Origin of the sequence: Parabacteroides sp. 52, assembly GCF_010500925.1 — a bacterium.
Classification (GTDB): Bacteria; Bacteroidota; Bacteroidia; order Bacteroidales; family Tannerellaceae; genus QVMG01.
Genome location: NZ_QVMG01000007.1, coordinates 63,652 through 87,993 on the forward strand (window position 1 = coordinate 63,652; position 24,342 = coordinate 87,993).

Annotated in this window: 17 protein-coding genes; all 17 read right to left on the reverse strand. The window is 41.9% G+C overall.

The genetic code is table 11. The annotated features are described in order from the left end of the window. Positions 1-159 precede the first annotated feature (159 nt). Positions 160-1,554, reverse strand: a complete 1,395-nt coding sequence (dnaA, locus tag D0T51_RS05970; RefSeq protein ID WP_163726573.1) for a chromosomal replication initiator protein DnaA — start codon at positions 1,552-1,554, stop codon at positions 160-162. Between the two features lie 384 nt (positions 1,555-1,938). Further along, positions 1,939-2,823, reverse strand: coding sequence for an MlaD family protein (locus D0T51_RS05975; RefSeq protein WP_163726576.1), 885 nt, complete (start codon positions 2,821-2,823; stop codon positions 1,939-1,941). 39 nt (positions 2,824-2,862) lie between these two features. Continuing rightward, a complete protein-coding gene (locus D0T51_RS05980) occupies positions 2,863-3,999 on the reverse strand; it encodes an N-acetylmuramoyl-L-alanine amidase (protein WP_280778945.1) in 1,137 nt (378 codons plus the stop codon). Between the two features lie 169 nt (positions 4,000-4,168). After that, positions 4,169-4,612, reverse strand: a complete 444-nt coding sequence (rplI, locus tag D0T51_RS05985; RefSeq protein ID WP_163726582.1) for a 50S ribosomal protein L9 — start codon at positions 4,610-4,612, stop codon at positions 4,169-4,171. 22 nt (positions 4,613-4,634) lie between these two features. Next, positions 4,635-4,904 (reverse strand): 30S ribosomal protein S18, encoded by a 270-nt coding sequence (gene rpsR / locus D0T51_RS05990; RefSeq protein ID WP_280748462.1) that lies wholly within the window; start codon positions 4,902-4,904, stop codon positions 4,635-4,637. Next, a complete protein-coding gene (rpsF, locus tag D0T51_RS05995; protein WP_163726589.1) occupies positions 4,904-5,257 on the reverse strand; it encodes a 30S ribosomal protein S6 in 354 nt (117 codons plus the stop codon). The genes rpsR and rpsF overlap by 1 nt, the downstream gene beginning before the upstream one ends. A 170-nt stretch (positions 5,258-5,427) precedes the next feature. After that, complete coding sequence (locus D0T51_RS06000) at positions 5,428-7,128, reverse strand: RagB/SusD family nutrient uptake outer membrane protein (RefSeq protein WP_163726592.1); 1,701 nt, start codon at positions 7,126-7,128, stop codon at positions 5,428-5,430. A gap of 12 nt (positions 7,129-7,140) precedes the next feature. Further along, positions 7,141-10,101 carry a SusC/RagA family TonB-linked outer membrane protein gene (locus tag D0T51_RS06005; protein ID WP_239056708.1) on the reverse strand — a complete coding sequence of 987 codons (2,961 nt, stop codon included), beginning with the start codon at positions 10,099-10,101 and terminating at the stop codon, positions 7,141-7,143. Between the two features lie 182 nt (positions 10,102-10,283). Then, on the reverse strand, positions 10,284-11,489 hold the full coding sequence (locus tag D0T51_RS06010) for a FecR family protein (protein ID WP_163726598.1): 1,206 nt from the start codon (positions 11,487-11,489) through the stop codon (positions 10,284-10,286). 304 nt (positions 11,490-11,793) lie between these two features. Continuing rightward, on the reverse strand, positions 11,794-12,372 hold the full coding sequence (locus tag D0T51_RS06015) for an RNA polymerase sigma factor (RefSeq protein ID WP_163726601.1): 579 nt from the start codon (positions 12,370-12,372) through the stop codon (positions 11,794-11,796). A 75-nt stretch (positions 12,373-12,447) separates the two neighbouring features. Beyond that, the gene (locus D0T51_RS06020; RefSeq protein ID WP_239056710.1) at positions 12,448-15,654 is read right to left on the reverse strand and encodes a SusC/RagA family TonB-linked outer membrane protein; all 3,207 of its coding nucleotides are present in this window, start codon (positions 15,652-15,654) and stop codon (positions 12,448-12,450) included. Positions 15,655-15,861: 207 nt separating this feature from the next. Continuing rightward, a complete protein-coding gene (locus D0T51_RS06025; RefSeq protein WP_239056713.1) occupies positions 15,862-17,214 on the reverse strand; it encodes a Gfo/Idh/MocA family protein in 1,353 nt (450 codons plus the stop codon). A gap of 250 nt (positions 17,215-17,464) precedes the next feature. Further along, positions 17,465-19,072, reverse strand: coding sequence for a beta-N-acetylhexosaminidase (locus D0T51_RS06030; protein WP_163726608.1), 1,608 nt, complete (start codon positions 19,070-19,072; stop codon positions 17,465-17,467). A gap of 93 nt (positions 19,073-19,165) precedes the next feature. Next, positions 19,166-21,013 (reverse strand): DNA mismatch repair endonuclease MutL, encoded by a 1,848-nt coding sequence (mutL, locus tag D0T51_RS06035; protein WP_163726611.1) that lies wholly within the window; start codon positions 21,011-21,013, stop codon positions 19,166-19,168. Next, complete coding sequence (locus D0T51_RS06040; protein ID WP_163726614.1) at positions 21,010-21,315, reverse strand: hypothetical protein; 306 nt, start codon at positions 21,313-21,315, stop codon at positions 21,010-21,012. The genes mutL and D0T51_RS06040 overlap by 4 nt, the downstream gene beginning before the upstream one ends. A gap of 29 nt (positions 21,316-21,344) precedes the next feature. Next, the gene (locus D0T51_RS06045; protein WP_163726617.1) at positions 21,345-22,961 is read right to left on the reverse strand and encodes an OstA-like protein; all 1,617 of its coding nucleotides are present in this window, start codon (positions 22,959-22,961) and stop codon (positions 21,345-21,347) included. Continuing rightward, positions 22,958-24,328: a peptidylprolyl isomerase gene (locus tag D0T51_RS06050; protein WP_163726620.1), complete on the reverse strand. Its 1,371-nt coding sequence runs from the start codon at positions 24,326-24,328 to the stop codon at positions 22,958-22,960. The genes D0T51_RS06045 and D0T51_RS06050 overlap by 4 nt, the downstream gene beginning before the upstream one ends. Positions 24,329-24,342 lie beyond the last annotated feature (14 nt).

A 24,342-nucleotide genomic window follows, 5' to 3' on the forward strand; every position in this document is an offset into this window, starting at 1 on the left:
CAAATACAACAACAACTGAATATCAACAAATTAAACAAATCACAAAATCAAAATGTTTTCCAAAAAGGAAAACCACCCACAAAGCACCTTTTCCCAAAATAAAAAGGAAGACCTTCCGTGTGGAAGGTCTTCCTTTTATGAAAAAATATCTTTTTTTCTTTAATTCTTCAGCAATTCTTCAATCTCTTCTATGGAAGAACGGAAAGATTTATTTATCTCTATTTGATCCTTAATCGTCTTACAAGCATGCAATACCGTTGCATGGTCTTTTTTTCCTACAATCTTTCCTATATGAGAGAAAGAACAGTCTGTATATTTCTTCGACAAATACATGGTAATCTGCCGGGCCTGTACAATCTCCCGCTTACGGGAACTTGTCTGAATCACCGCTTGCTCCAGATTATAATATCCACAGACAATCTCTTGAATCTTTTGAACAGAAAGTTGTTTTTTCTCTACCCGGACAGCTTGATTAATCACCCGCTTAGCCAAAGGCAAGTCTATCTCTCTGTTATTAATCAAAGCATGCGCCATCAACGAAACCAGGATTCCTTCCAGGTCACGTACATTCTCTGTCACATTCTCAGCAATATATTCAAATACCTCTTCAGGCATTTGAAGGCCTTCATTGGCTATGAAATAATTCAATATTTTCTTGCGCAACTCCAAATCAGGACGACACATCTCTGCTGTCAAGCCCCATTTCATGCGGGTAATCAAGCGTTCTTCAATGCCTTGCAGATCCACCGGAGCTTTATCCGAAGTCAACACCAATTGCTTACCCAGTTGATGCAGATGATTAAAAATATGGAAAAAAGTATTCTGTGTTTTATCCATTCCGATCAACTCCTGGATATCGTCCAACAACAAGACATCAATATTCTGATAGAAATTCAAAAAGTCATTTGTCGTATTTTTACGGATAGCATCTGTAAACTGAATACGGAAGAGATGAGAAGAAACATATAAAACCTTTTTCTCCGGATGAAGTTCCCGTATACGTGCCCCGATAGCATGGCATAAGTGCGTTTTCCCTACACCTGAAGGACCGTATAAAAACAAAGGATTAAAGGTTGTTTTTCCTGGGTTCTTAGCCACCTCTTCAGCTGCCGTACGCGCCAAACGATTGCTTGCTCCTTCAAAGAAATTATCAAAATTATACTTCGGATTCAATTGAGGATCCAGATCCTGGGGAGCTACCTGGGTAAAAGGATTGGGAGCCTTTGTGATATCCTTTGTTTTCTGCGCAGGTACAACAAGTCCTTTTCCAGTCGGATAATCGATTGTTCCCCCATTCGTTTTATCGACTGTAACCCGATAACACAGAATGGTATCCGGACCAATCACCCGATGGATGGTAACCCTTAATACATCTACATATTTAGCTTCTAAATATTCATAGAAAAACTGACTCGGGACTTGAACTGTAAACTTATTCTCTTCGTATGACAACGGTACAATAGGCATAAACCAAGTGGTAAATACAGCTTCATGCACTATATCCTTAATAATAGTGAGACAGTTATTCCATAATATTTGACAATCACCTTGCATTTCTAATTCTCTTTTTTTTTAAATACTCCTTCCTCTTTTCTTCTTCTTTTGGAGTTTCGGCTTACAAAGTTTCAAAATAAAAACGAAAAAAAAAAGGTCGGAAAAATTTGGAAAAACAATTCTTTCAATATGCTATTTAACCTCAGGTAGTTACAAATAACAATCTGATTTTCAAGACGTAAGAGAGACAAAAAAGACAAACACCCCCTATACAAAAGCTGTCACGAAGCATTTCAAAATCGGGCATCTCTACCTGAAGTGAAAGTCAAAAAAGCTTATAATCCTTTACCTGAATAGCTTAGAGGAAATTTCTAAAAAATATTACCTTTTTTTCTTAATTAGACTTGTTCTAAATAAGGGTATCCCCCTTCATTTCCCTTCTATTTAAAAAATAGAAAAATGCACATAACGTTTGGGATTCTCCCGTAAATCCTGCAAAAGCATGGAGGCATTCACGGTTGTATTATTCAAATTATCATAAAGAGCTTTATCATTCAACAGAAGACCCAGGGAATTATCGGTCGAATTCAGCTTCGCCGTTGTCACTTTCAGGCTGGCTAAAGTTTCATTAACCTCGTTTACTGTCGATTGCAAGTCCAGATCTTTCAAATTAGAGCTGACGGTACCGAAATTATCCGTGATTGTTTTCAGGTTCTCCACAATAACCGGCACTTCTTTATCCAGTAATTGATTCAATTTACGCGTAGACACCTCCAGGTTGGCCGTCGAACGCTCCACATGATCCAACGAGTGACTCAAAGCCGGATGCGTCACAATCGCCTGCAAACCCACCAGGATCGAATCCACCTTAGGCAGTAAATCGATAACTCCCGGCAAGAGCTTCTCCTGTACCGAAGCCATCATATCCTCTTCTACCCGTCCTTCCAAAACAGAACCGGACTTGACATATTCAGAGACATACTTATTCAGGTGAATATGCAACTCCCCACCACTAAGCAGACTACGGACAATAGTTACATAACTGTCTTTGTTTATTTTCATCTCCTTATCCAGGCTTATCTCCACAGTAATAGCGTCTGTTTTTGAATAATCATAGTTTATACTTCTTACCAGCCCCACCTTAAAGCCTTCTACATACACCGGACTGGACACGGTTACATCTTTTACATTATCAAAGGTTATAAAATAATGATTTACAGGTTTGAAAAGATTAATCCCTTTTAGATAATTAATCCCTACATATAATAACACCAAGCTGACAATAGTAACCAAGCCTATCTTTGCTTCCTTCGTAAATGCATGTTTCATCTTCTTCCTTACTAAATTATGATTCTATTCTGACTAATTCTATTTTATCTTTTTCCCATCTTTAAACGATACCACAAAAGCATCTTTAAAGTCTTTGAGCAGACGCCGACGTACTTTATTTATCTCGTTCAGACTGGTCGACTCCCCATAGGTATATTTATACATCCCATTCTCGACATAATAACTGACATTCTTATACCCTTTCAATTGTTTGGAATGCGCTGTTATCTTTTTATCAGAGGCCAGGATCTGTACTTTATACACAATCTTCCCCGCAGGGGCAGTTGAAGCCGTATGAGCAATCGGAGCCACCGTATTTTCCTTCTTTTCTGCAGGTTGCAACGACCGCTTTTGGGGTGTTTGCTGCGGCCTTCCTGCAGTACCCCCCTCATTCAAAGCCCCCTGCTTTCTGTCCCATTCTCTTTTAAACTTAATAAAAGCATGGTATAAAACCTCAGCCAATTTGTTCTGCCCTTCGGCCGACTTCATATACCGCTCCTCATCTTTATTAGAGATATACCCCAATTCGATTAACACACTGGGCATACTCGTTTTCCTCAAGACAAGAAAGCCGGCCTGCCGCACCCCTCTGTCCAATCGCTTAGCCGCCACAAAGCCTTTCTGTATCTCCGATGCCAGAAAAACACTCTGTTCCATATGTTTGTTCTGCATAAATTCAAAGATGATATACGACTCCGACGAGTTCGGGTCAAAGCCTTCATACTTTTGCATATAATCATCTTCCAGAAGGATAGCCGCATTTTCACGCATAGCGACCTGTAGGTTTTCTTCCGTACGCGCCAAACCCAGGGTATATGTTTCGGTACCTCTCACCGTCCCTGTTCTTACAGCATTGGTATGGATAGAGATAAAAAGATCTGCTTTATTCCGATTGGCTATATGCGCCCGCTCATCCAGTTCGACAAACTTATCCCTGTCCCGGGTGTAAACAACCCGAACATCTTTGTGTTTATGCGTAATCTCACGCCCCAACTTCAATGCCACAGCCAAATTAATATCTTTTTCTTTAGCCGTAGCCCCCAAAGCACCGGGATCCCTGCCGCCATGTCCGGGATCGATAACGACAATAAAATCCTTTCCCGCCGCCTGCAAAGAAGGCATAAAGAGAAACAGGACAACTACCAGATTTGTGTATAGAAAAAACTTTCTGCTCACGCGCGTATTCAATTCTAAATCCGGAACAAATGTACTATTTTTTACCGATTTATAGGAAGCCTTTGCCTTAATTAAGAATATACAGAAAGAGTTACTTCTTTTACGACAGGCAATAAACACAAAAAGGCCACCCATACGGGCAGCCTTTCTTTTTATCTTTTGTATCGGATTATTCAGATACTACTTCGAATGGGATATCTACAGAAACTTCTTTGTGCAGTTTCACCTGCGCTTTGTAGCTTCCCACTTCTTTTACTGCTTCTTTGATATAAATAACCTTGCGGTCTACCTCAAAGCCTAATTTTTCCAATGCTTCTGCTACCTGGATGTTTCCTACCGAACCAAAAATAGTTCCTGTAGAACTTGTCTTTGCACCGATTGTCAACGATACACCTTCCAATTTGGCAGCTACTGCCTGCGCATCTTCTTTGATTTTAGCCAATTTGTGAGCACGTTGTCTCAGGTTTTCAGCCAATACTTTCTTTGCAGACTCAGAAGCGATTACTGCTTTACCCTGAGGGATTAGAAAGTTACGTCCGTAACCGTTCTTTACTGTTACGATATCGTCTTTGTAGCCTAAGTTTACTACATCTTCTTTCAAAATAACTTGCATATTCTGTCTCCTCTCTTATTTATTATTTCATTAAATCGGTTACGTAAGGAAGCAACGCCAAATGACGTGCACGCTTCACTGCCTGAGCGATACGACGTTGGAATTTCAATGAAGTTCCGGTAATACGACGAGGAAGAATCTTTCCTTGTTCGTTCAGGAATTTCTTCAGGAATTCAGGATCTTTGTAATCGATATACTTGATACCGTTCTTTTTGAAACGGCAATATTTTTTCTTTTTAACGTCCACTGACGGTGGGGTCAAATATCTGATTTCTGATTGAGCTGCCATAATTAATTTTCCTTTACTGTTTCTTTAGATGATTTCAAATTTCTTCTCTTTGCGGCATATTCTGCTGCATACTTATCCTGGCGGAAAGTCAGGAAGCGAATCACACGTTCGTCACGACGGAAATGAATTTCCAGTTTCGCGATAGTTTCCGGATTTGCCTTAAACTCAACCAGCTGATAAAAGCCTGTTGTTTTTTTCTCAATGGGATAAGCCAATTTGCGTAATCCCCAGTTTTCTTCATTCACAATCTCAGCACCTTCTGCTTTGAGTAGGTTTGTGAATTTTTCTACCGCTTCCTTCATCTGCGCATCAGACAAAACGGGAGTCAAAATGAAAACGGTTTCGTAATTGTTCATAAACTCTGTTTTAATTTTAAATGATTAATTAAAAATTTCGCGGGGCAAAGGTAGGGATAATTTCTTTAGGTTCAAAGTTTTTCTTCCCTTATCTTCTTTTGCAAAAGCAAAAAAAGGGAGCACCCGCAGGTGCCCCCTTCACTTCACATTGGTCTTAAATATACGCCCGATCAATAGCCGGGGTTTTGTTCTATCAGGTTATTCGATCCCATAATTCTTTCAGGAACAGGGAAACGTTCTATGTTTTTATTATTGGTTGCTTGGTGATCCCACCAGTTTTCAGTCACATAAGCATCCCAACGAATCAGGTCCGTACGACGACGTCCTTCTCCAACAAATTCCAACTGCCACTCATCCAGGATACGGTATTTATCCAGGTTCGCTTCGGTTACCGGATCCGGATCTGTTCCTGTAAAGTAACGTTTACGAACGGCATTAAACCATTTCGCAGCTTCCCCTTTATTGCCTGCACGATATTCACATTCAGCCAGCATATAATACATTTCCGCTAAACGAATGATAGGCACATCCGGATTAAATTTCATTGTACGGTCTTCCTGGTTAGGGATCGGCACTCTTTTAATCAAACGGATTCCTGAGTTCTCCTCAGCCGCCAACATATTCGAAGGCACATCATTAAGGGTCGGATATTCAGCTGTTCCTACTTTACTAAGCAAGGCGATCTGATCGACCATATTCAATACCTGTCCATTGTAATCACGGCTACCCATACATGATTTTCCGGTGATCGGATTGGTTTGCTCCCCTACAAGGAACATACCACGGTATTTACCATTCCCTTCATACACATACGGTTGTTTTCTGACATCCTGATCGTGGAATTTAGAATAAACACCACCCAAACGATACGCATAAGGATTTCCTTTCGGATCCAGAGAAGGCACCAAGGCCAATCCGTTATTACCATTCTGGTCGATTTCTCCTAAATAAATACGAGAGTTGTAATGGAACCAGCGATCATAATAACCGGCATTCGTACGTAATCCATTAAAGTCATTCGGAATTGTCCAGAGAATTTCCGTACTCGTACTATTATTAAATCCGAAAATATTTGTCCAGTCGTCTTCCAGTTTATACGCTCCATACACACCATTGATGATATCGCGGCAAATCTGGGCACATTCGACAAACATTTCTTTACCGATATACTGTTTAGCTCCGAAATACAATTTAGCTTTCAGGGCAGCACCGGTAGCCTGGTTGATCTTTCCGGTTTCAATCGCACCCAGTTCTGTCTTTTTAGGCAGGCTCGGAATAGCGTCTGTCAATAGAGAATCAATAAAATTAAAGGTCTCCACTGCTGTGCTTCTGCCTTTCACCTCTTCATGTGTAGAAAGGTAAAGAGGCACCCCGCCAAAGAAATCCAATCCATCCAGGTAGAACGAAGCCACCAGGGCTTGTTGTTGTTTCAGCATCGCTTCTTTGGTTCCTGCCGGAAAGCCCATGCCTTCAAAGTCTACATATTTATCGATATCTTCCAAAGCGTCCCATGCCACGGCAACACCCATCGCAAAGCCATACCAACCGTTGTAGATATTCGACATCTCTGCGCTGTATTCATGATAGTGCCAACGCAAATATTGTCCTCCGTCATACCAGTCACTGCCGCGGGTCGGTTGACATACCTCATCCGTACCCAACTCCTGCATGATCCATCTTTCGGAAGCATCTCCCACATACCACCGCCAGTGTGTAAACGGACGGTTAAAGCGTTGCCAGACATTATCTTGTGAATCATAGAAAGTATCAGGTACTGTCTGCGTGTAATATTCTGCGTCGATATCGCAACTTGTCAGGGCGAATAACGTCAGCAAACCTCCTACAATTGTATATAATTTTATTCTGTTCATAACATTGTCATATTAAAAATTAACCTGTAAACCTAAAGTAAATGTGCGCGCCATCGGATTGATGCTGTTATGCCAGTCAATACCATTTTTAAATCCGGTCAAATTAATTGTCGAAGGATCGTTTCCGTCATAACCGGTAAAGGTATATACATTATTAACAGACACATACAAGCGGGCGGTATCCAGCATTTTCGCATATTGCTTCAAATCGAATAAATAACCGAGGTTGATATTCTGAATCTTCAGATAAGAACCATTCTGCAGGTAGAAGTCACACAGTTCCTTTTCCCCTTTAATATGCGCATATTTACCATAGGCACTTTTCAACACGTTCAGGTTACTCATGCTTGAGATACCAAAATACATATCTGTCGCGTTATAGATATCAAAGCCGAAAGCTCCGATCAAAGATACCGACAAATCAAATCGTTTATAACGCAAGGAGTGGTTCCAGTTCAGATACAGATCCGGGGTATAATCACCTACATATTGTTTATCTTCATATTTCTTATCCTTGGCAGGAATCACTTCACCTTCTTTGTTATACAACAACCAATTACCATCGTCATCAAATCCGGCAAACTTCCAGATATAGAATTGACCGATCTTTGATCCGGCTTGTATACGGAAAGCATCTCCCGGGTTACCCGGTCCGGGGAATCCACCATCGTTGAAATAAGATTGGTCTCCCCATAAAGATTTGATCTCTCCTTTCACATGAGAAAGTCCGACATTCATCGAGTAATCCCAGTCTTTTGAACGAACGATATCACTACCGATCTCAAATTCCCATCCTTTATCTGATTTCACCCCGATGTTTTTATGCATTTTCTGTTCTACATAAGGAGGTTGTGGTACTTGCACTTCATAAATCATACCGTCTCTCTCACGTTTAAACACATCGAATTTACCATACAGGCGGTTATCCAGGAAAGAATAGTCAAAACCGACGTTCCACTCTTTCTGTTCTTCCCATTTCAGATCCGGATTGATATTGCGGCTCTTTCCATAAGAGTTCATCCAGGCACCGCTGGGCAGCAACCAATACTGGTCAGATCCATACATCGTAGCAGCATATTCAGCACTAAAGCTGTCATCCCCTACAACCCCATAAGCAGCACGCAACTTCAAGTCATTGATCCAGCTAATATCCTGCATAAAAGATTCTTTCGAAATACGCCAACCGGCAGAAAGCGACCAGAAAGTACCCCAACGGTTATTCATGGCAAATTTAGAAGAACCTTCCCGTCTTGCCGTTGCCGTAACCATATATTTATCCATATAAGAATAGTTCACACGAGCAAAATAAGCCATCAGCTTTTCGGTAATATTCTTAGAAGAAGACATACCCGCTTCTCCGGTCTTCAGATACGTTCCTTCGCCCAAATTCCAGAATTTCACCAGGTCATTGGTAAAGTTTGAGTTTTCGGCATTGAAGCTCTCCCCGTTTTTCCGCCAGTAGTTATATCCGACAGTTGCATTGATCGTATGATCCTTGAAAGAATTTACATAATTGATATAGCCTTCCGAGTTCAGGTATTCTGTTTTACTGAAAGACAGTTTAGCCCAACCGGTTTTTCCATCTTCCTGCTGTCCGGCACGATAGCGCGACTCATATTCATGTTGTTCCCATTGACGATTCTCATAACCGATGGTTTGTTGCACGGTAAGTCCGGGCACCTCCAACACATTCACTTTCACGGTCACATCCGGTTTGAACCATTTATCCAAGCCTTCGTTGGTGCGCAATGCTGCATCCGCGATGGTGTTATTGTCCAAAGACTCATTCAACCAAACATTATATCCGGTTTGACTTTTCGGATCGTAAGGAGAACGCGTCGGGTTATTCCGTAACGCTTGTTCAAAGTTAGGTGTACTTTGGTTTCTCCAGTTCTGACGGTAATCGGCATGGGTTTTGATTTCCAACCAGCCATCGAGCAGTTTGAAGTTAGCATTGATACGTCCGGAATAGCGTTCGCTGGTATCAAATTTCTTTACCCCTTCCATATCTTCATACGACATAGAAGCATAGATATTGGCACCTTCACTGCCGGCCTGCAAGGTAAGCACATGTCTTTGTGACCATTTGTTGGGGTTCAACGCTTCGTCCCACCAGTCTACACGATCGCCATAATCCGTACCCCGGTTATAAGCCACATATTCTTCGGCAGATAATAAATCCGGTTTATTGGTCGCTTTTTTGTAAACAGCCTCTCCCGTATAAGAAAGTTTGGCTTTCCCATTTGTATTTTGAGCAGACTTCGTAGTGATAAGGATCACCCCGTTGGTCGCACGTGTACCATAGATAGCTCCTGCCGACGCATCTTTCAACACATCAATAGTCGCAATATCTTCCGGCAACACCGAACGCAGGTCGGCTCCCGGCATACCATCGACTACAACCAGGGGCGATTTACCCGCGTTGATAGATCCCATACCGCGCAATTGCAATTCGGCTCCGGAGTTTGCACTTGAACTTTCATGCAGTACCAAACCGGTGATTTTCCCAACCAGGGCAGAAGCCACCGTAGATCCTCCGACTCCCTTCAGCATATCATCCCCTTTGATAGAGGTGATCGCACTGGTTACCTGTTTCTTCTGCATCGTACCATAACCGACAACCACCAATTCGTCCAACAGATAAGCATCTTCCTGCAGGCTTACATTTATTTTTGTATTGTTACGAATGGGTATCTCCTGGGTAATAAATCCAACGTAAGAAATAACCAATGTGCCGTTCGGGTTGGCACTAAACTTGAAATCTCCATCAACACCGGAGATAGCACCGCGTGTCGTTCCTTTTTCAAACACATTGGCACCGATAATCGGCTCGCCATGCGAGTCTGTCACAACTCCACTTACTGTGATAAGAGATTGCTGAGCACTTTCGGTAACATCCTCCTCAGCCAAGACGCTATCACTCGCTGCCAGGGAAAAAGGACTCAGCAGCAGCACCATGAGTGATATTCCCATAATACTTACAGAACCACGTATTTCTTGAAAGAACACGCTTCTAATAGATTTAAAATTCATACTTTTGTGATGTTTAGGATTAAAAAACTAATTTTTTTGATCTTTTTGCCGGAGGGTATTCGCACTACTCTCCGGTTTTTTTTGCTTTTAACTTTTCAACTCATCTTTGTTTTTTCTTTTTTTTAAGGATTAACACTTACTTTTATAGATTCATCTTCTATCGAATAGTTGATGGATGTGGTCATTGAGATAATATGCAGGGTTTCTTCTATCGTATTCTTCAGATCCAGTTTGCCTTTCACCTGGATCGCATTTATTTCATGCGGATTATAATCTACACGCACATTATAATAACGTTCCAGCCTTTTAAGAATCGTCGACAAGGATTCCGAATCAGACAGGATCAGATTGTATCTCCAGCAGATATAATAAAACACATCGACCGTGTCTAAATGCACCTCCTGAGTCGATTTAGCCAATGTATATTTCTGATTCGGCTGGATAATCGTCGGTTGCTTATGACTCTTATTTTTGACCGCCACAGAACCGTTTGCCAGGACCACCGACTGGGTATCTTCATTTGTATAAGCAGAAATATTAAAGGCGGTTCCCAACACCTCCACCTCTATGTCATTGGTTTTAACGACAAACGGCATTTTTTCATTTTTGGCCACTTCCAGATAGATCTCTCCATCCAGGTAAATCTCCCGTTTCCCACCGGCAAACGAAGCCGGGTAAATCAGACGACTCCCGGAATTCACCCATATCTTTGTGCCGTCACTGAGCGATACGTGCATGGTTTTCCCATAAGGAACATACAAACGATTGTAACCGTCAGTCTGACGACCGGCAGAGGCTTCATTCTCTATATTCAATGAATTGACAGAGATATTTCCTTGCGCATCATAGACCAATTCCACTTTCTCGTCCGTCATTTCCATCTTTTTCTCATCCGAAAAGACCAATAAGACATTCTGAACCGAATCTTCCTCAAAGATCATTTCCGAGAGGATCGATTCGTAATCGACAGGAATATCCCCCGGTGTTTTCTGCCAAAAGAAATACAAAGAAGTAGCAAGTACACACACCACAACAGCCGCATAACGCAAAACATTCCGCATTTGCAACACATGGTAAGTCTTCTTCCGCTTCTTTTCTATCCGGTTCCACAACCGTTCCTTTTCCAGCGGAGAAAGCCCCTTCTCTACAATTTTAAGTTTATTAAAAATCGTTTGCAGTTCTCTTATTTCTTGTTCCTTTTCGGGATTCTCTTTTTTCATCTGATCTAATAATCTAAGATCGCCACAGCGAGAATGCATCCATGCACGAATGATTTCATCCTCCTCCAATAACGACCTATAGCGTTCTATATATGCTGTGTTTTTCATGCCAACAACATGATTCTTTATTTACAAACTCTTTTAAGGACCGTTTGTACTCACCCTTTCTAAACTTTTTTCAAAAATAGTGCAAACCCGACACAGAAACAACCCTAATACAGAGACAATTCTGTTGCCGATGCGCATCAGCAACATTGACGATGCCGTTCAGCAATATTGCCGAACATGTTCAGCAATATTGCCGATGCCCATCGGCAATAGAATATCCCCCGCAATTTTCAATCAAAAAAAGTCAGAAAAGTCAACCCATTAACTTCTCTGACTCCTCTGACTCCTAAATTGCGAAGCAACTTCACTTCAGATATAAACCAACAAGCAATAGAAATAATTTCAGGTCCATTGTTGTCCGCACTTTCTCCAAGGCGCGGTGCACCAGGTTTCGGGTAGATTGATAATTGATGCTTAAGAGTTGGGAAATCTCTTCATAGCTGAGATCCATTTGATACCGAAGGTATATGGCTTCTTTCTGGCGGTCGGACAAGAGACTCATTACAGCTTCGAATTTGGAGATAACATCCTCCTCTTCCGGTTGTTCATCGTCATAAGCAAACTCAATATAAAAGGGCAGCTCTTCCGGTGGGAGAGCAACCTCCCGGTCGGATCGGGAGATATTATCGATCAATGTATTTTTCAGAGAAACACATAAATAGAAGAAAGGATTCTCCATGTCAGGCAATTTGTTTCTTTTCTGATGCAGTTTGACAAATACATCCTGAATACAGTCTTTCACAAGCTCTTCATCCTGCACAAATTTACTTCCATAACGGAATAATTTGTCGGAAGATTGTTCAAACAAAACAGCAAAAGCATCCGAATTGCCTGCTTTAAATTGCTTCCATACATCTGCATCATCTTGAAACTCCTTAAGCATATGCACCTTTTTTAATTGTAAATTATAAATTGTAAATTATAAACGACTATACGATAAGCCTATATCCTTTCTCCACTACAAAGTCAGGTTCACCCCAAAAGTAAAAGTCCGCGCCATGGGATGGATATCCGTATGCCAATCGATTCCCTGATTGAGCCCGGTAATATTCACGGTCGAGGGGTCACTTCCGCTGTATCGAGTGAAGGTATAGAGATTGTTGACAGACAAGTAAAAGCGAACCTTATCCAGAAGACGGGAATGTTTTTTCAGGTTGTAGGTATACCCCAGGTAGAGGTTCTGTATTTTCAGGAAGGTACCGTCCTGCAGGAAAAAGTCACACAGTTCTTTTTCTCCTTTGATATGTGCATACTTCGTATAGGCTTTATGCAGGACATTCTGATTACTGCTCACCGAGGCAATACCATAATACATATCAATCGCATTGTAAATATCAAAATCGATATAACTCAACAAAGTCAAACTCAGATCAAAATTCTTATAGGTAAGTGTATGGTTCCAGTTCAAAGTAAACCGCGGGTAGTAATTTCCTATATGTTGCTTGTCTTCATACTTTTTCTGAGTGGCAGGGATCACCTCTCCTTTTTTATTGTACAAAAGCCAGTTTCCGTTTTCATCGAAGCCGGCAAACTTCCAGAGATGGAACTGCCCAATGCGCACCCCCTCCTCTATACGCATCGCATTGCCGGGTGATCCGGGAGTCGGGAAATAAGCGTCTTCAAAATAAGATTGATCCCCCCATAAGGATTTGACCTGCTGAGTCAGATGCGAGATACCGAAAAGGGTCGAATAACTCCAATCTTTGGTAACTATCGGGTTATAGCCCAGTTCGAATTCCCATCCTTTTTTTAACAACACACCTACGTTTTTAAACATAGTCTGATGCACATAAGGGGGCTGAGGTATTTGCACTTCAAAGATAAGACCGTGGTTTTTACGCAGGTACAAATCGAGTTTACCATAGAAACGATTGTTAAAGAAAGAATAATCCACTCCCAGATTCCACTCCCGCTGCTCTTCCCATTTCAGGTTTTTGTTGACAGCGCGCGCTTTGCCATACGAATAACTCCAGGAGCCATTCGGCATAAGCCATTGCATATCCGAGCTATACATCGTTGCTGCATAATCCGCATCAAAACCATTATTGCCGACGACGCCATATCCCATCCGGAGTTTCAGGTCGTTCATCCAATAATAATCGGCCATAAAGGGTTCTTTGGACAAACGCCAACCGGCAGAGAGCGACCAGAAATTGCCCCAACGGTTATTCTCTGCAAACTTAGAAGAACCTTCTCGCCGGTAGGTACCCATCAGCATATACTTATCTTCATACGCATAATTCACCCGCGCAAAATAGGCCAATAGCTTCTCTGTTATAGTTTTACCGGAATAGAGGGTGGCTTCCCCGGCTTTCAGTTCTTTCCCCTCCCCTATATCCCAGTGTTTTACCAGGTCATTGGTGAAATTCCCATTCGCCATACCAAACTCTTCCTGGTTCTTTTCCCAATAACTATAACCGGCTACGGTATTGAGGGTATGCCCATGCCACACATTCTGATAGGAAAGAAAACCTTCCGAGGTTATAAATTCGCTTTTATTGAATAAGAGGGAGGCCCATCCGGTATACCCATATTCCAACTGGGTCTGATTATACCTCGATTTCCACACCTGCTGCTCCCATTGGCGATTTTCATAAGCCACGGTCTGCTGCAGGGATAGACCGGGTACGGAAAGGATGTTCAATCGCAAAGTCACATCCGGTTTAAACCATTTATCCAGCCCCGTCGACTCGCTGGTGGCTGCATTCGCTATGGAGTTATAATCAAGGGTTTCGTTCAACCATATATTATATCCGGTCTGACTATGGGCATCGTAAGGCGAACGTGTCGGATTATTGCTTAAAGCCTGTTGCAGGTTGGGAGTATAATCACCCCCAAAACCTTTTCTTCTGTTTTGCCGGTAATCGGCATGCGCTTTTACCTCCAACCAATCATCCAATAATTTAAAATTGGCATTGATCCGACCGGAATAGCGGGAGCTCTCTTCAAACTTCTTCAGCCCTTGCATATCTTCATACGACAGAGAGGCATATATCTGGGAGTTGCGCACTCCGCTTTGCAGGGAGAAGACATGGCGTTGCGACCATTTCTTTGTATTCATTGATTCATCCCACCAGTCTACGTCCGATCCATAGTTCATACCCCGGTTAAACTTCACGTATTCTCCGGCAGTCAATACGCGCGGTTTATTGGTGGGGTGCTTCCATACGGCTTCACTTGAATAGTTGAATTTCACGGTGCCATTCGTGATATTACTCGTTTTGGTCGTGATCAGTAAAACCCCACTGGAGGCCCGCGAACCATAAATAGCACCGGCAGAGGCATCTTTCAATACGTCGATCATTTCAATATCTTCCGGCAACACAGAACGGATATCCGCGCCGGGCATGCCGTCTACAACAACCAGCGGTTCGCGGGAAGCATTTATCGAACCCATGCCCCGCAACTGAAGCGTTGCTCCGGCATTCACACTGGAGGTTTCATGCAATATCAAACCGTTGATTTTCCCGATTAAAGAAGCGGCGACCGTAGACGAAGCCGTTCCTTTCAATATATCCTCCCCGGAGAGGGAGGTGATGGCGCTTGTGACTTGCTTACGCTGCAACGTTCCATAACCGATTACGACCAATTCATCGAGTAGATAGCTGTTTTCCTGCAAACAAATCTGATACTGTTTATCACTCTCTACAAAGACTTCTTGTGTGACAAAGCCGACATAAGAGATCTTCAAAGTACCCGGTAAGCTCGTTACGATCTGGAAGTTCCCATCCTTATCAGAGCTCACGCCGTTCGTGGTTCCTTTTTCAACAATATTGGCGCCAACGACAGGATTCCCCATACGATCGGTTATCATGCCCCGAATGGCCATCTTATAGATAGATGTTGTATCTGATTTAATAATGGAACGTTTGTATAATACAATTTGCCGACCGACAATATAACATTTTATGTCCTTCTTCTGCGTTATCAAACGAAGAAGCTGCTCTATCGTATATTCACTTTTTGAGACATTTATCTTTTCCGACAGATCCAAGACATCGGTATTATAGAAGAATATATAATCGCTGTTTTCTTCTATAATAGCTATCAGTTCTTCTATCGTTTGCATGCCCGGGGCGACAGATATCTTATTGCTTTGAGCGGCAACAGGCCCCCATCCCAGACATCCTATGGTGAATAACAATATAAAGAGATTCAATCGCATAGAGTCAGTTAACAACTAAAAACACATGATAAAACATTTGGCCCAATTCGAATCTTTAATTTATCTCATTTGATAGTTTAAAGTCCACAAAGATAATAATTAATGAATAGGTATTGATATTTTAGGGATGAACGTGAGTGATAAAATAAAAAGAGGGCGTGCCCATTCGGACACGCCCTCCTTAGCGTATTTATTTATACTTCTATTTTATTGTTCAAAGTGCACTTTGTCTATCTTATCCCATGCACCACGGGTAAAGTCTGGAATTTCGACCGGAGCCGATCCATTATCAAGAGAAATCTCTGTTAACGGTATCAGACAGCAAGATTCAGCCAGGTCATATACATCCATATCCAAGGGCAAACCATTCTGCAGACAGTAGATCATACGGTAGTCCATGATAAAGTCCATACCTCCGTGACCACCTACTTTTTTCGCTTTCTCTTCAATGCCTTTTGCAATGGGGTGTTTGTATTTCTCCATCAGTGCCTTGCGGGTTTCGTCAGAAACGAAGCGGTGCGCGTTTAGGTCTTCGTGATTAGGAACACCTTCCGAATCCACATTGTCAGCGTTCAAAGCAAATCCTTGTACCGGATATTTATTGGCAAAACCTTTGGTTCCCGACAATTGAAATTCGCGGCTGTAAGGACGAGGAGAAGTCACATCGTGCTGAATCAGGATTGATTTACCTTTTTCTGTACGAATCATGGTCATCGTATGATCACCATTACGGAAATCTGTTACTTCTTCACCTGTTTTTTCTTTGATATAAGCCGGGTTACCTACTGCTTTCGTGTCAACAGAAACCAGGTAATTCATTTTATCTCCGCGGTGGATATTCATAGCCAAAGTAACAGGCAACAATCCATGGGTCGGATATACATCGCCGCGATGTTTGCGGTTGAAGTCCATACGCCAGTTTTCCCAATAAGAGCCCCAGAACTGTTGTAGCCCGTGAATATAAGCTCCTTCTCCATGTAACACTTCACCAAACACACCTTGTTGAGCCATATTCAAACTGGTCAGTTCGAAAAAGTCATACACACAGTTTTCCAACTGCATACAATGTTTACGGGTTTGTTCTGAGGTATTGATCAGATCCCAGATTTCTTGCATGCTCATAGCCGAAGGTACTTCGATAGCAACATGTTTGCCATCTTTCATAGCCTGCACACCGATCAGGGCATGACTTTGCCAATCTGTAGCGACATAGATCAAATCGACATTCGGCAAAGCTGTAACCTTACGCCATACTTCTGTATCGCCATAAAATTCTTTGGCTTGGGCTTTTCCGTATTTTTCAGTCAATGTTTTATTTACTTTTTCCACCTGCTCCTTGCGAACATCACATAAAGCAACAATTTCAACACCATCAATCTGTGCCATCCGATAAACCGCACCCGGTCCACGCATACCCAAACCAATGAAAGCAACACGTACTGTAGGGATAGGATCTGTTTTTAGTTTCAACACATCCGTCTGACCTGCCGGACGGACAGGCACTGGAGTTTTAATCATTTGACCTGCTACATGCGTACTAACAAAAAGCAGACAGGCCATCAAAGAAAAGATCAAAGATTTAGTTCTCATAAATAATTCGATTTTAATTTATATAATAACAATGTTATTCTTGTATACAAACACAAGAAGAGTTTTTTCTGTTTACAAAAATAGATAAAATTTGATAGTCAATGAAGCAAAAATGTACTATTTGCACATACAATTATCTCTAATTTCATTTTTTATCTATTTTTTACGAAAAAGAGTATCTTCTTCTTTCTACCGGAATTTTACCCTCTGTTTTTTTCAATCATTGTTCCTGTACGGGACCATATATAATGCCTTTTTTATCCCATACAGGCAAAAAGGAATACAAGGCATTGACAAAGCGGTTATAATCTTTCTTTTCCGGCAAGGTCCATCCGCACTCCGCATAAGCGGCTATTCGCGGATACACCTTTTCCTGCATACTTTCCACAGTAGGTATAAACTCTCCCCACATCTGACACCCCAATCCCAAAACCTGCTTCTGTTGCTGGGAAGTCAACCCTTCCGGAGTCGGATTAAAATGATAGGCTTTTTCCAAAGGAATCGATTTATACGAATAATCCAGATAGGTAAATATATGATACGAATTCACAACGTTATATCCCTGTTCGAGTGTTTGTTTGATTAATTTCGGATCGCCTTTCCAGAAATGCACGATCGCTTCCGGATTCAGCTTTTGCTCCCCTTGCGTATCTTCATCTGACTGGTATTCGTGCAACTGTTGCCCGGTGATCTCATTCCATCCCATCATCCGGCGATTTTTAGTAGCCAGGAGATGGGAGATCTTATTGGTAAAAAAGACCTGTAACTCAGCCGGTGTCTTTAAACCCTGTTCTTTCATATATTTTTTTATCACAGGCGAGGCTTTCCATTCATCGTATTTCACCTCATCTCCTCCGATATGAAATACAGGCGCCGGAAAAAGAGCAATAACCTCATCTATCACATCTTCCAAAAACTGCATGACCTTGGGATCGGCTACATGAAAAACATTATAATGTACACCAAATTGCCCCGGCACCTTTATTTCTTTTCCGCTCGCTCCTAACCAGGGATAAGCAGCTATGGCAGCGCTGGCATGTCCAGGCATACTGATTTCAGGCACAACAGTAATTCCACGCTCGGCAGCATAGGCCACCACTTCTTTAATTTCTTCTTGTGTATAAAAACCGCCATGTGGTTTGCCATCGTACACATTGCTATGGAAATGATGGATCTCGGAAGAGTCGCGATAGGCTCCTACTTCTGTCAATCGGGGATACTTCTTTATCTCTATACGCCATCCCTGATCGTTGGTCAAATGCCAATGAAAAGTATTTAATTTCAGGCGCGCCATTTCGTCTAAAAGATCAAAGACGACTACTTTCCCTTTAAAATAACGCCCTTCATCCAACATGAATGCTCGCCAACTATAATAAGGTGAATCGGTTATCGTACCGGTTTGAACCAAGTATTTCCCCTCTTCTTCGCGCACCAACTGACGAAGTGTTTGTATACCATGAAGTATTCCCACAGAAGTAGCGGCTTTAATTGTAATACGTTTGCGACTGACATCTAAGACATAAGCTTCCGGCTGCTCCGGCATAAGTGTTTTGTCCAAAGCCAGAACGATCGCACCTTTACTTCCGCCTTCTTTCAGAAGGGGCTGCATTTGAAAATCTTCCGTTAACCAATGGCTAAGCATTACCGCTTCGGAAGCCAGACTGTGATTGAAAGCAATAGAAGGGGTATGCCCCAAAGACAAATTCCCATTCGCATAAACAATTGCTTGCGGTTCGGGAATCACACTGTATTCCACAACGGGAGTTGAAGGATTACACCCCATAAAAAGAAGGATAATCCAAAGAAGGATGAGTTTTTTTTGTATCATGATCTATTGATTAAAGTTATACACGGGCAAAGATAATTATTTAGCAATAACTATGCCTGCATCCGTCAATAGAACATCGATGGGATGAAAGGATTACTTAAATCGTTTTTCCAATTCATCCTCCGTTAAAAGAGAAAGAATTGTTTTTCCATCCGGGGTCAGATGAGAATCGGAACTGGAAAAAACGGAGGCTATCAGGTGTTCACGTTCTTCGGGAGAGAGTGGTTTACCGGGACGTATAGCGGTGGCCTTTGCCAGGGAAAGGGCTAATGTATGACAAATCTCTTCATGCACTTCACAACCGGTCTCAATAGCGTGCCCCACCATCTCTTTTAACAGAAGGACTGGATTCTGATTCTCTACTCCGGCAGGCAGACCGTTAATGGCATAACTTCCTCTTCCCAGGTCACTCAAATCGAAACCGATATAACGGAGGTCTTCCAATAGAACCGGTACAACTGCCGACTCTGCTGGAGTAAACTCTATTATTTCCGGGAATAATATTTGCTGAGAGACACCCTGCCGTTGCCGGATATGGGAGATATACTGATCGTATAAAACACGTACATGCGCCCGATGTTGATCAATCAGGACAAGGCCGGACTTCAGAGAGGTTAGGATATATTTCCCTTTGTATTGATAAGAATGGGTTTGTTCTTCTGCAAACAATTTATCAACGGTCTCCAATGCATCCATAGGGGTCTTCGGCAATTCTTCAATCGCTGGCACAATAGCCGGGCTTTCCGAATCAATAATTGAGTCATCTTCAAAGCCTTTATAGAGCTTTGACCAATCGAACTCCGGTCGTTTGTAACTACCGGAAGAACGAAAAGGATTGTACCCATTATCCACCTGCACAGTAGGAGGCGAATAGGTGGTCGTCTCTTTTGTCGGATTATATACAGGAATATCAATGGCATCTTCCTGATTAAAATCAATGGTAGGAATGGCACTTGACTTAGCCAGAGCTTCCCGCACGGCTGCCATGACAATCTGCCATATAGGCTGTTCGTTTTCAAACTTTATCTCCGTCTTGGTCGGATGAATATTCACATCAATAGAGGACGGATCCAGCGTAAAATAAATAAAATAATTCGGCATCTCCCCTACAGGTATCAATTGATCATAGGCCTGCATAACCGCCTTATGAAAATAAGGGTGACGCATATAACGCCCATTTACAAAGAAATACTGCAACGCCCCTCGTTTGCGGGTCGTATCCGGGCGACCGACAAAACCGGATATCGTCGCCAAAGAGCTCTGTACCTCTATCGATAAGAGTTTCTGATTCAGATTTTTCCCGAATACATCTATTATCCGTTGCCGTCCACCGGAGATTGGCAAATTAAGTATTTCAACATCTTGATGAAACAGAGACATTGCTACTTCCGGATTGACCAACGCAATGCGTTCAAACTCTTGCACGATATGCCGGAACTCTGTCTCATTTGCCTTTAGGAATTTGCGTCGGGCAGGTACATTAAAGAATAGATTCTTAACAGAAAAGATACTTCCTTCTACACAAGCATCACAGGTAGAATCTTCCACCACAGAGCCGACTATAGACAAACGTGTCCCCAAGTCCGCCCCTTGCATACGTGTGCGTAAATCCACATGAGCAACAGCCGCTATAGAAGCCAAAGCTTCACCGCGGAAACCCATCGTACGCAAGGAAAACAAATCTTCGGCAGAAGTAATTTTGGAAGTAGCATGACGTTCAAATGCCATACGAGCATCTGTCTCCGACATGCCTTTGCCATTGTCTATTACCTGAATCAACGTCCTGCCGGCGTCTTTCACATTCACACGGATTTGCGATGCTCCGGCATCAATAGCATTCTCCACCAATTCTTTGACGACTGAGGCTGGACGTTGTATGACCTCCCCAGCCGCAATCTGATTGGCTATACTATCAGGAAGTAAATGGATTATATCACTCATTTAAAGAAGAAAACCCAAAGGATAACACTTAACAAGGCTAGGATAACGAGCAATGTCATATTCTTGTATGTACGGGAACGGGGATCATACCCTCTGGCTCTACTTCTTTTCAGATGGGTAGTACCTTCTACAAAGGAGCCTTTTATCTGGGGTTTATAATCCTCCAAAGGTTCTTCCATCCCTAACTCACGCCGGATACGTCGTTCGCGATCTTCCAAATCCTCTTTACGTGGATCCCAGTAGATCGGCTTATGTCCATACTGACGTGGTTTACGTACATTATAAAATGAAAATAGTGCCATAATTATACCTAATAAAATGAATATATCTGCTAATGTACAAATTTATTATTTCTCTTCGGAGCTTCTTGTACATTTCTTTTTACCACCTGGTAAATATCGTCCTTATTCTGGGGACGAATATAATCAAACCAATAAAAGTCTTTCAAGGTTTTCTGTTCCGGTTTGAGATCTGGAATGGGTGTCATAGTTCCTTGAGGACTGGGCCATATTTTCAGTTTTTCCAGTTTATTATCCTTTACCCATATCGAGAGGAAACCACTTTTGGTCTCATTCAACCCCACCATAGCACCATCTCCCTCTAACGGATAAAAAAGAGATTCCGCATTTCCCTCTACATCAATCTGCTTCACTTGCTTTCCTTCAAAATAGGCTTTCAGGTCGTTCCCTTTCAATTGATTATAATAAGAGGTATCAACAAATTGCACCGCAAAAGCAAATTGTTTTACATGCGCATAATCAATCGTACTATCATTCATATGAATAAGAATCGTGTCACCGTATATCTGATAGGAGTCATTCCATAGAATAGGATCGTCATACATATATAACACCGAATCTTTGGTATTGAACAACATAGAGTCGCATACTCCCTGCATATCGATTCGATAAAAACGTACACCATGGAAAGCTTTTATCTCACGGTAAGTAGAATCTACTGTTTGCATTTGCAGGGTATCACTATGCAGATAAAGGGTGTCTCCCTGGCTATATTCCATCACACGGGCACTGTCTGTTGCCAAGGCGAACTCAGTCTTCTCATTATAAAAACCATATTGTCCCTCCAGAATGATGTGTTGAGCTGTGTCCTGCAGAAACATATTTCCGAAGATCTCCCCGAAGCCAGCCGCCTGATCATAAAGAATAGAATCCCCTATCATCATTTTATCCCCCGAGTAAACCCGCGAACGATCCAGCAGCAACGAGGTATTACCCACTGTATCATACCACCCCCGGGTAGTATGTATAGTACCGCTATCCGATTCTATCACAGAGGGTCCCAGGATAATAGCCAACTTCGTATCTGTATAATAATGAAGTGTGTCTGAGTGAAGTACAAAATTAGGATTTACCAACTGCACGCTATCATTAAATATAGCCAGTTTATTTGCCGGTGAATATTGTCCATAATAAGAAGAAAGTTCGTTTTCTTCATCCACAATTAATCCCCCTTCAAAATAATAACCTACATCCGCCAGCCTGTCGTAATTCAAACTATCGGTAAAAAGAGTTACCTGCTTGTTCTCCATCCGCACATTCTCACGCAAATAGGCCATTTGCGTATTACCGTCATAAAAAAGATAATTGCCATAAACAAACAATGTATCACCCTGCTCCATCCGCACATTACTAAAGGCTTCTAAAGAATTAGCCACTTCATTAAAATAAGCGGAGTCACAATACATATAGGAGCTATCATGACGGAAAATAACATTCCCCATCAATATCTGAATATTCGGATGCAATTTTTGGTCATGCAAAAGAGAATCCGCCCCTTCTACATATATATAAGTGGTGGTGGCAGCACTATCCGGGGATGTTAACGATTGTCTTTCCTGAGGTGAAATAACAGAAGTACTTGTCCGTGCAAAAACACAAACCAAGAATAAAGATAAGATGCCTACAAAAAAGAATAGTTTTCTTTTCATTCCTTCACCCAACCCGGATATTTAAAGTCGCAATTCCTCCATCCGTCACTGATGCGGATATAAGTCGTTTTTTGCTTCTTTAACACCCAGTCGTTTAATAATTCTTCTCTTTTCTTTTCTTCAACAATAGCCTTCAAAGCCTGATAGTCATCAGCCATATTGGCCTTATGCTGCAATGTACGTGCTTTCAGTTTGACGATAGCAACCACATCCTTTTGTTCTTTTGTCTTCATTCTGAAAGGCTTGGAAATATCTCCTACTTCCAACTCATTCACCACCTTCCCTATTTCTTGCGGAAGCTCTTGCATTTCGAACCGGGGAGTTCCATAGTACTCACTCTGCATCTCCTGGTTTACCATCAATCCTTTATTGTTTCGGCTATTCTTGTCATAAGAAATAAACGTGGCCGCTTCTTCAAAAGAAAACTTATTATCTTTCAAATCATTGTACAAGGAATCCAATTTAGCACTCGCTTCTTTCAGTTCTTTTTCTGATACTTTCGGGCGCAACAATATATGACGTACATTTATACGATCTCCCCGCTTCTCTATTAATTGAATAATATGATATCCATATTCTGTCTGTACAATCTGAGAAACGCGGTTCGGGTCATTCAGATTGAAAGCCACATTCGCAAATTCAGGGAGTAAATCTGTTTTACTGAGAAAGCCCATTTCTCCTCCTTGCAAAGCCGATCCGGGATCTTCCGAATAGAAACGAGCCAAAGTAGAGAACTTACTTTTCCCGGAAGTGATTTCTTCCGTAAATTCACGCAAGCGGGCTTTTATCGCATCCGTTTCTTCGAATGGTATTTTGGGTTCAAGGGTTACAATCTGCACCTCCACGGTTGTTGGAATTGTCGGTAGACTATCTTTGGAGAATTGGTTATAATATTTACGTACATCAGAGGGGGTCAGCTTAATCTCACCCACCAATTTTCTTTTCATATCCTGCACGACCATCTGCTCTCTTTCCGTCTCTTTTCTTTCTTCTTTGATCTGCGAATACTTCTTGCCAAAGTATTCTTCCAGTTTTTCCCGAGAACCGATCTGGTTCACCGCGTAATTCATCCATCGGTCTACACTTTGAATAACTGAATTTTCATTCACTTCAATACTATCTATCCTTGCCTGATTCAGGTAAAGCTTCTGTACGGCCAACTGTTCGGGGATGAAACAATAAGGATCGCCTTCAAAACGAATACCATCATTTTGCATATACAACCTTTGCGATTCTATATCGGAAAGCAGAATAGCATCATCTCCCACCACCCACACAACTTCATCAATCACATTACTCTGGCTCTGCGCCATCACAGCACAAGCACAAAAGGTCAGAAATAATACTTGCAAGACTTTTTTCATCATATCCATTCTTTATC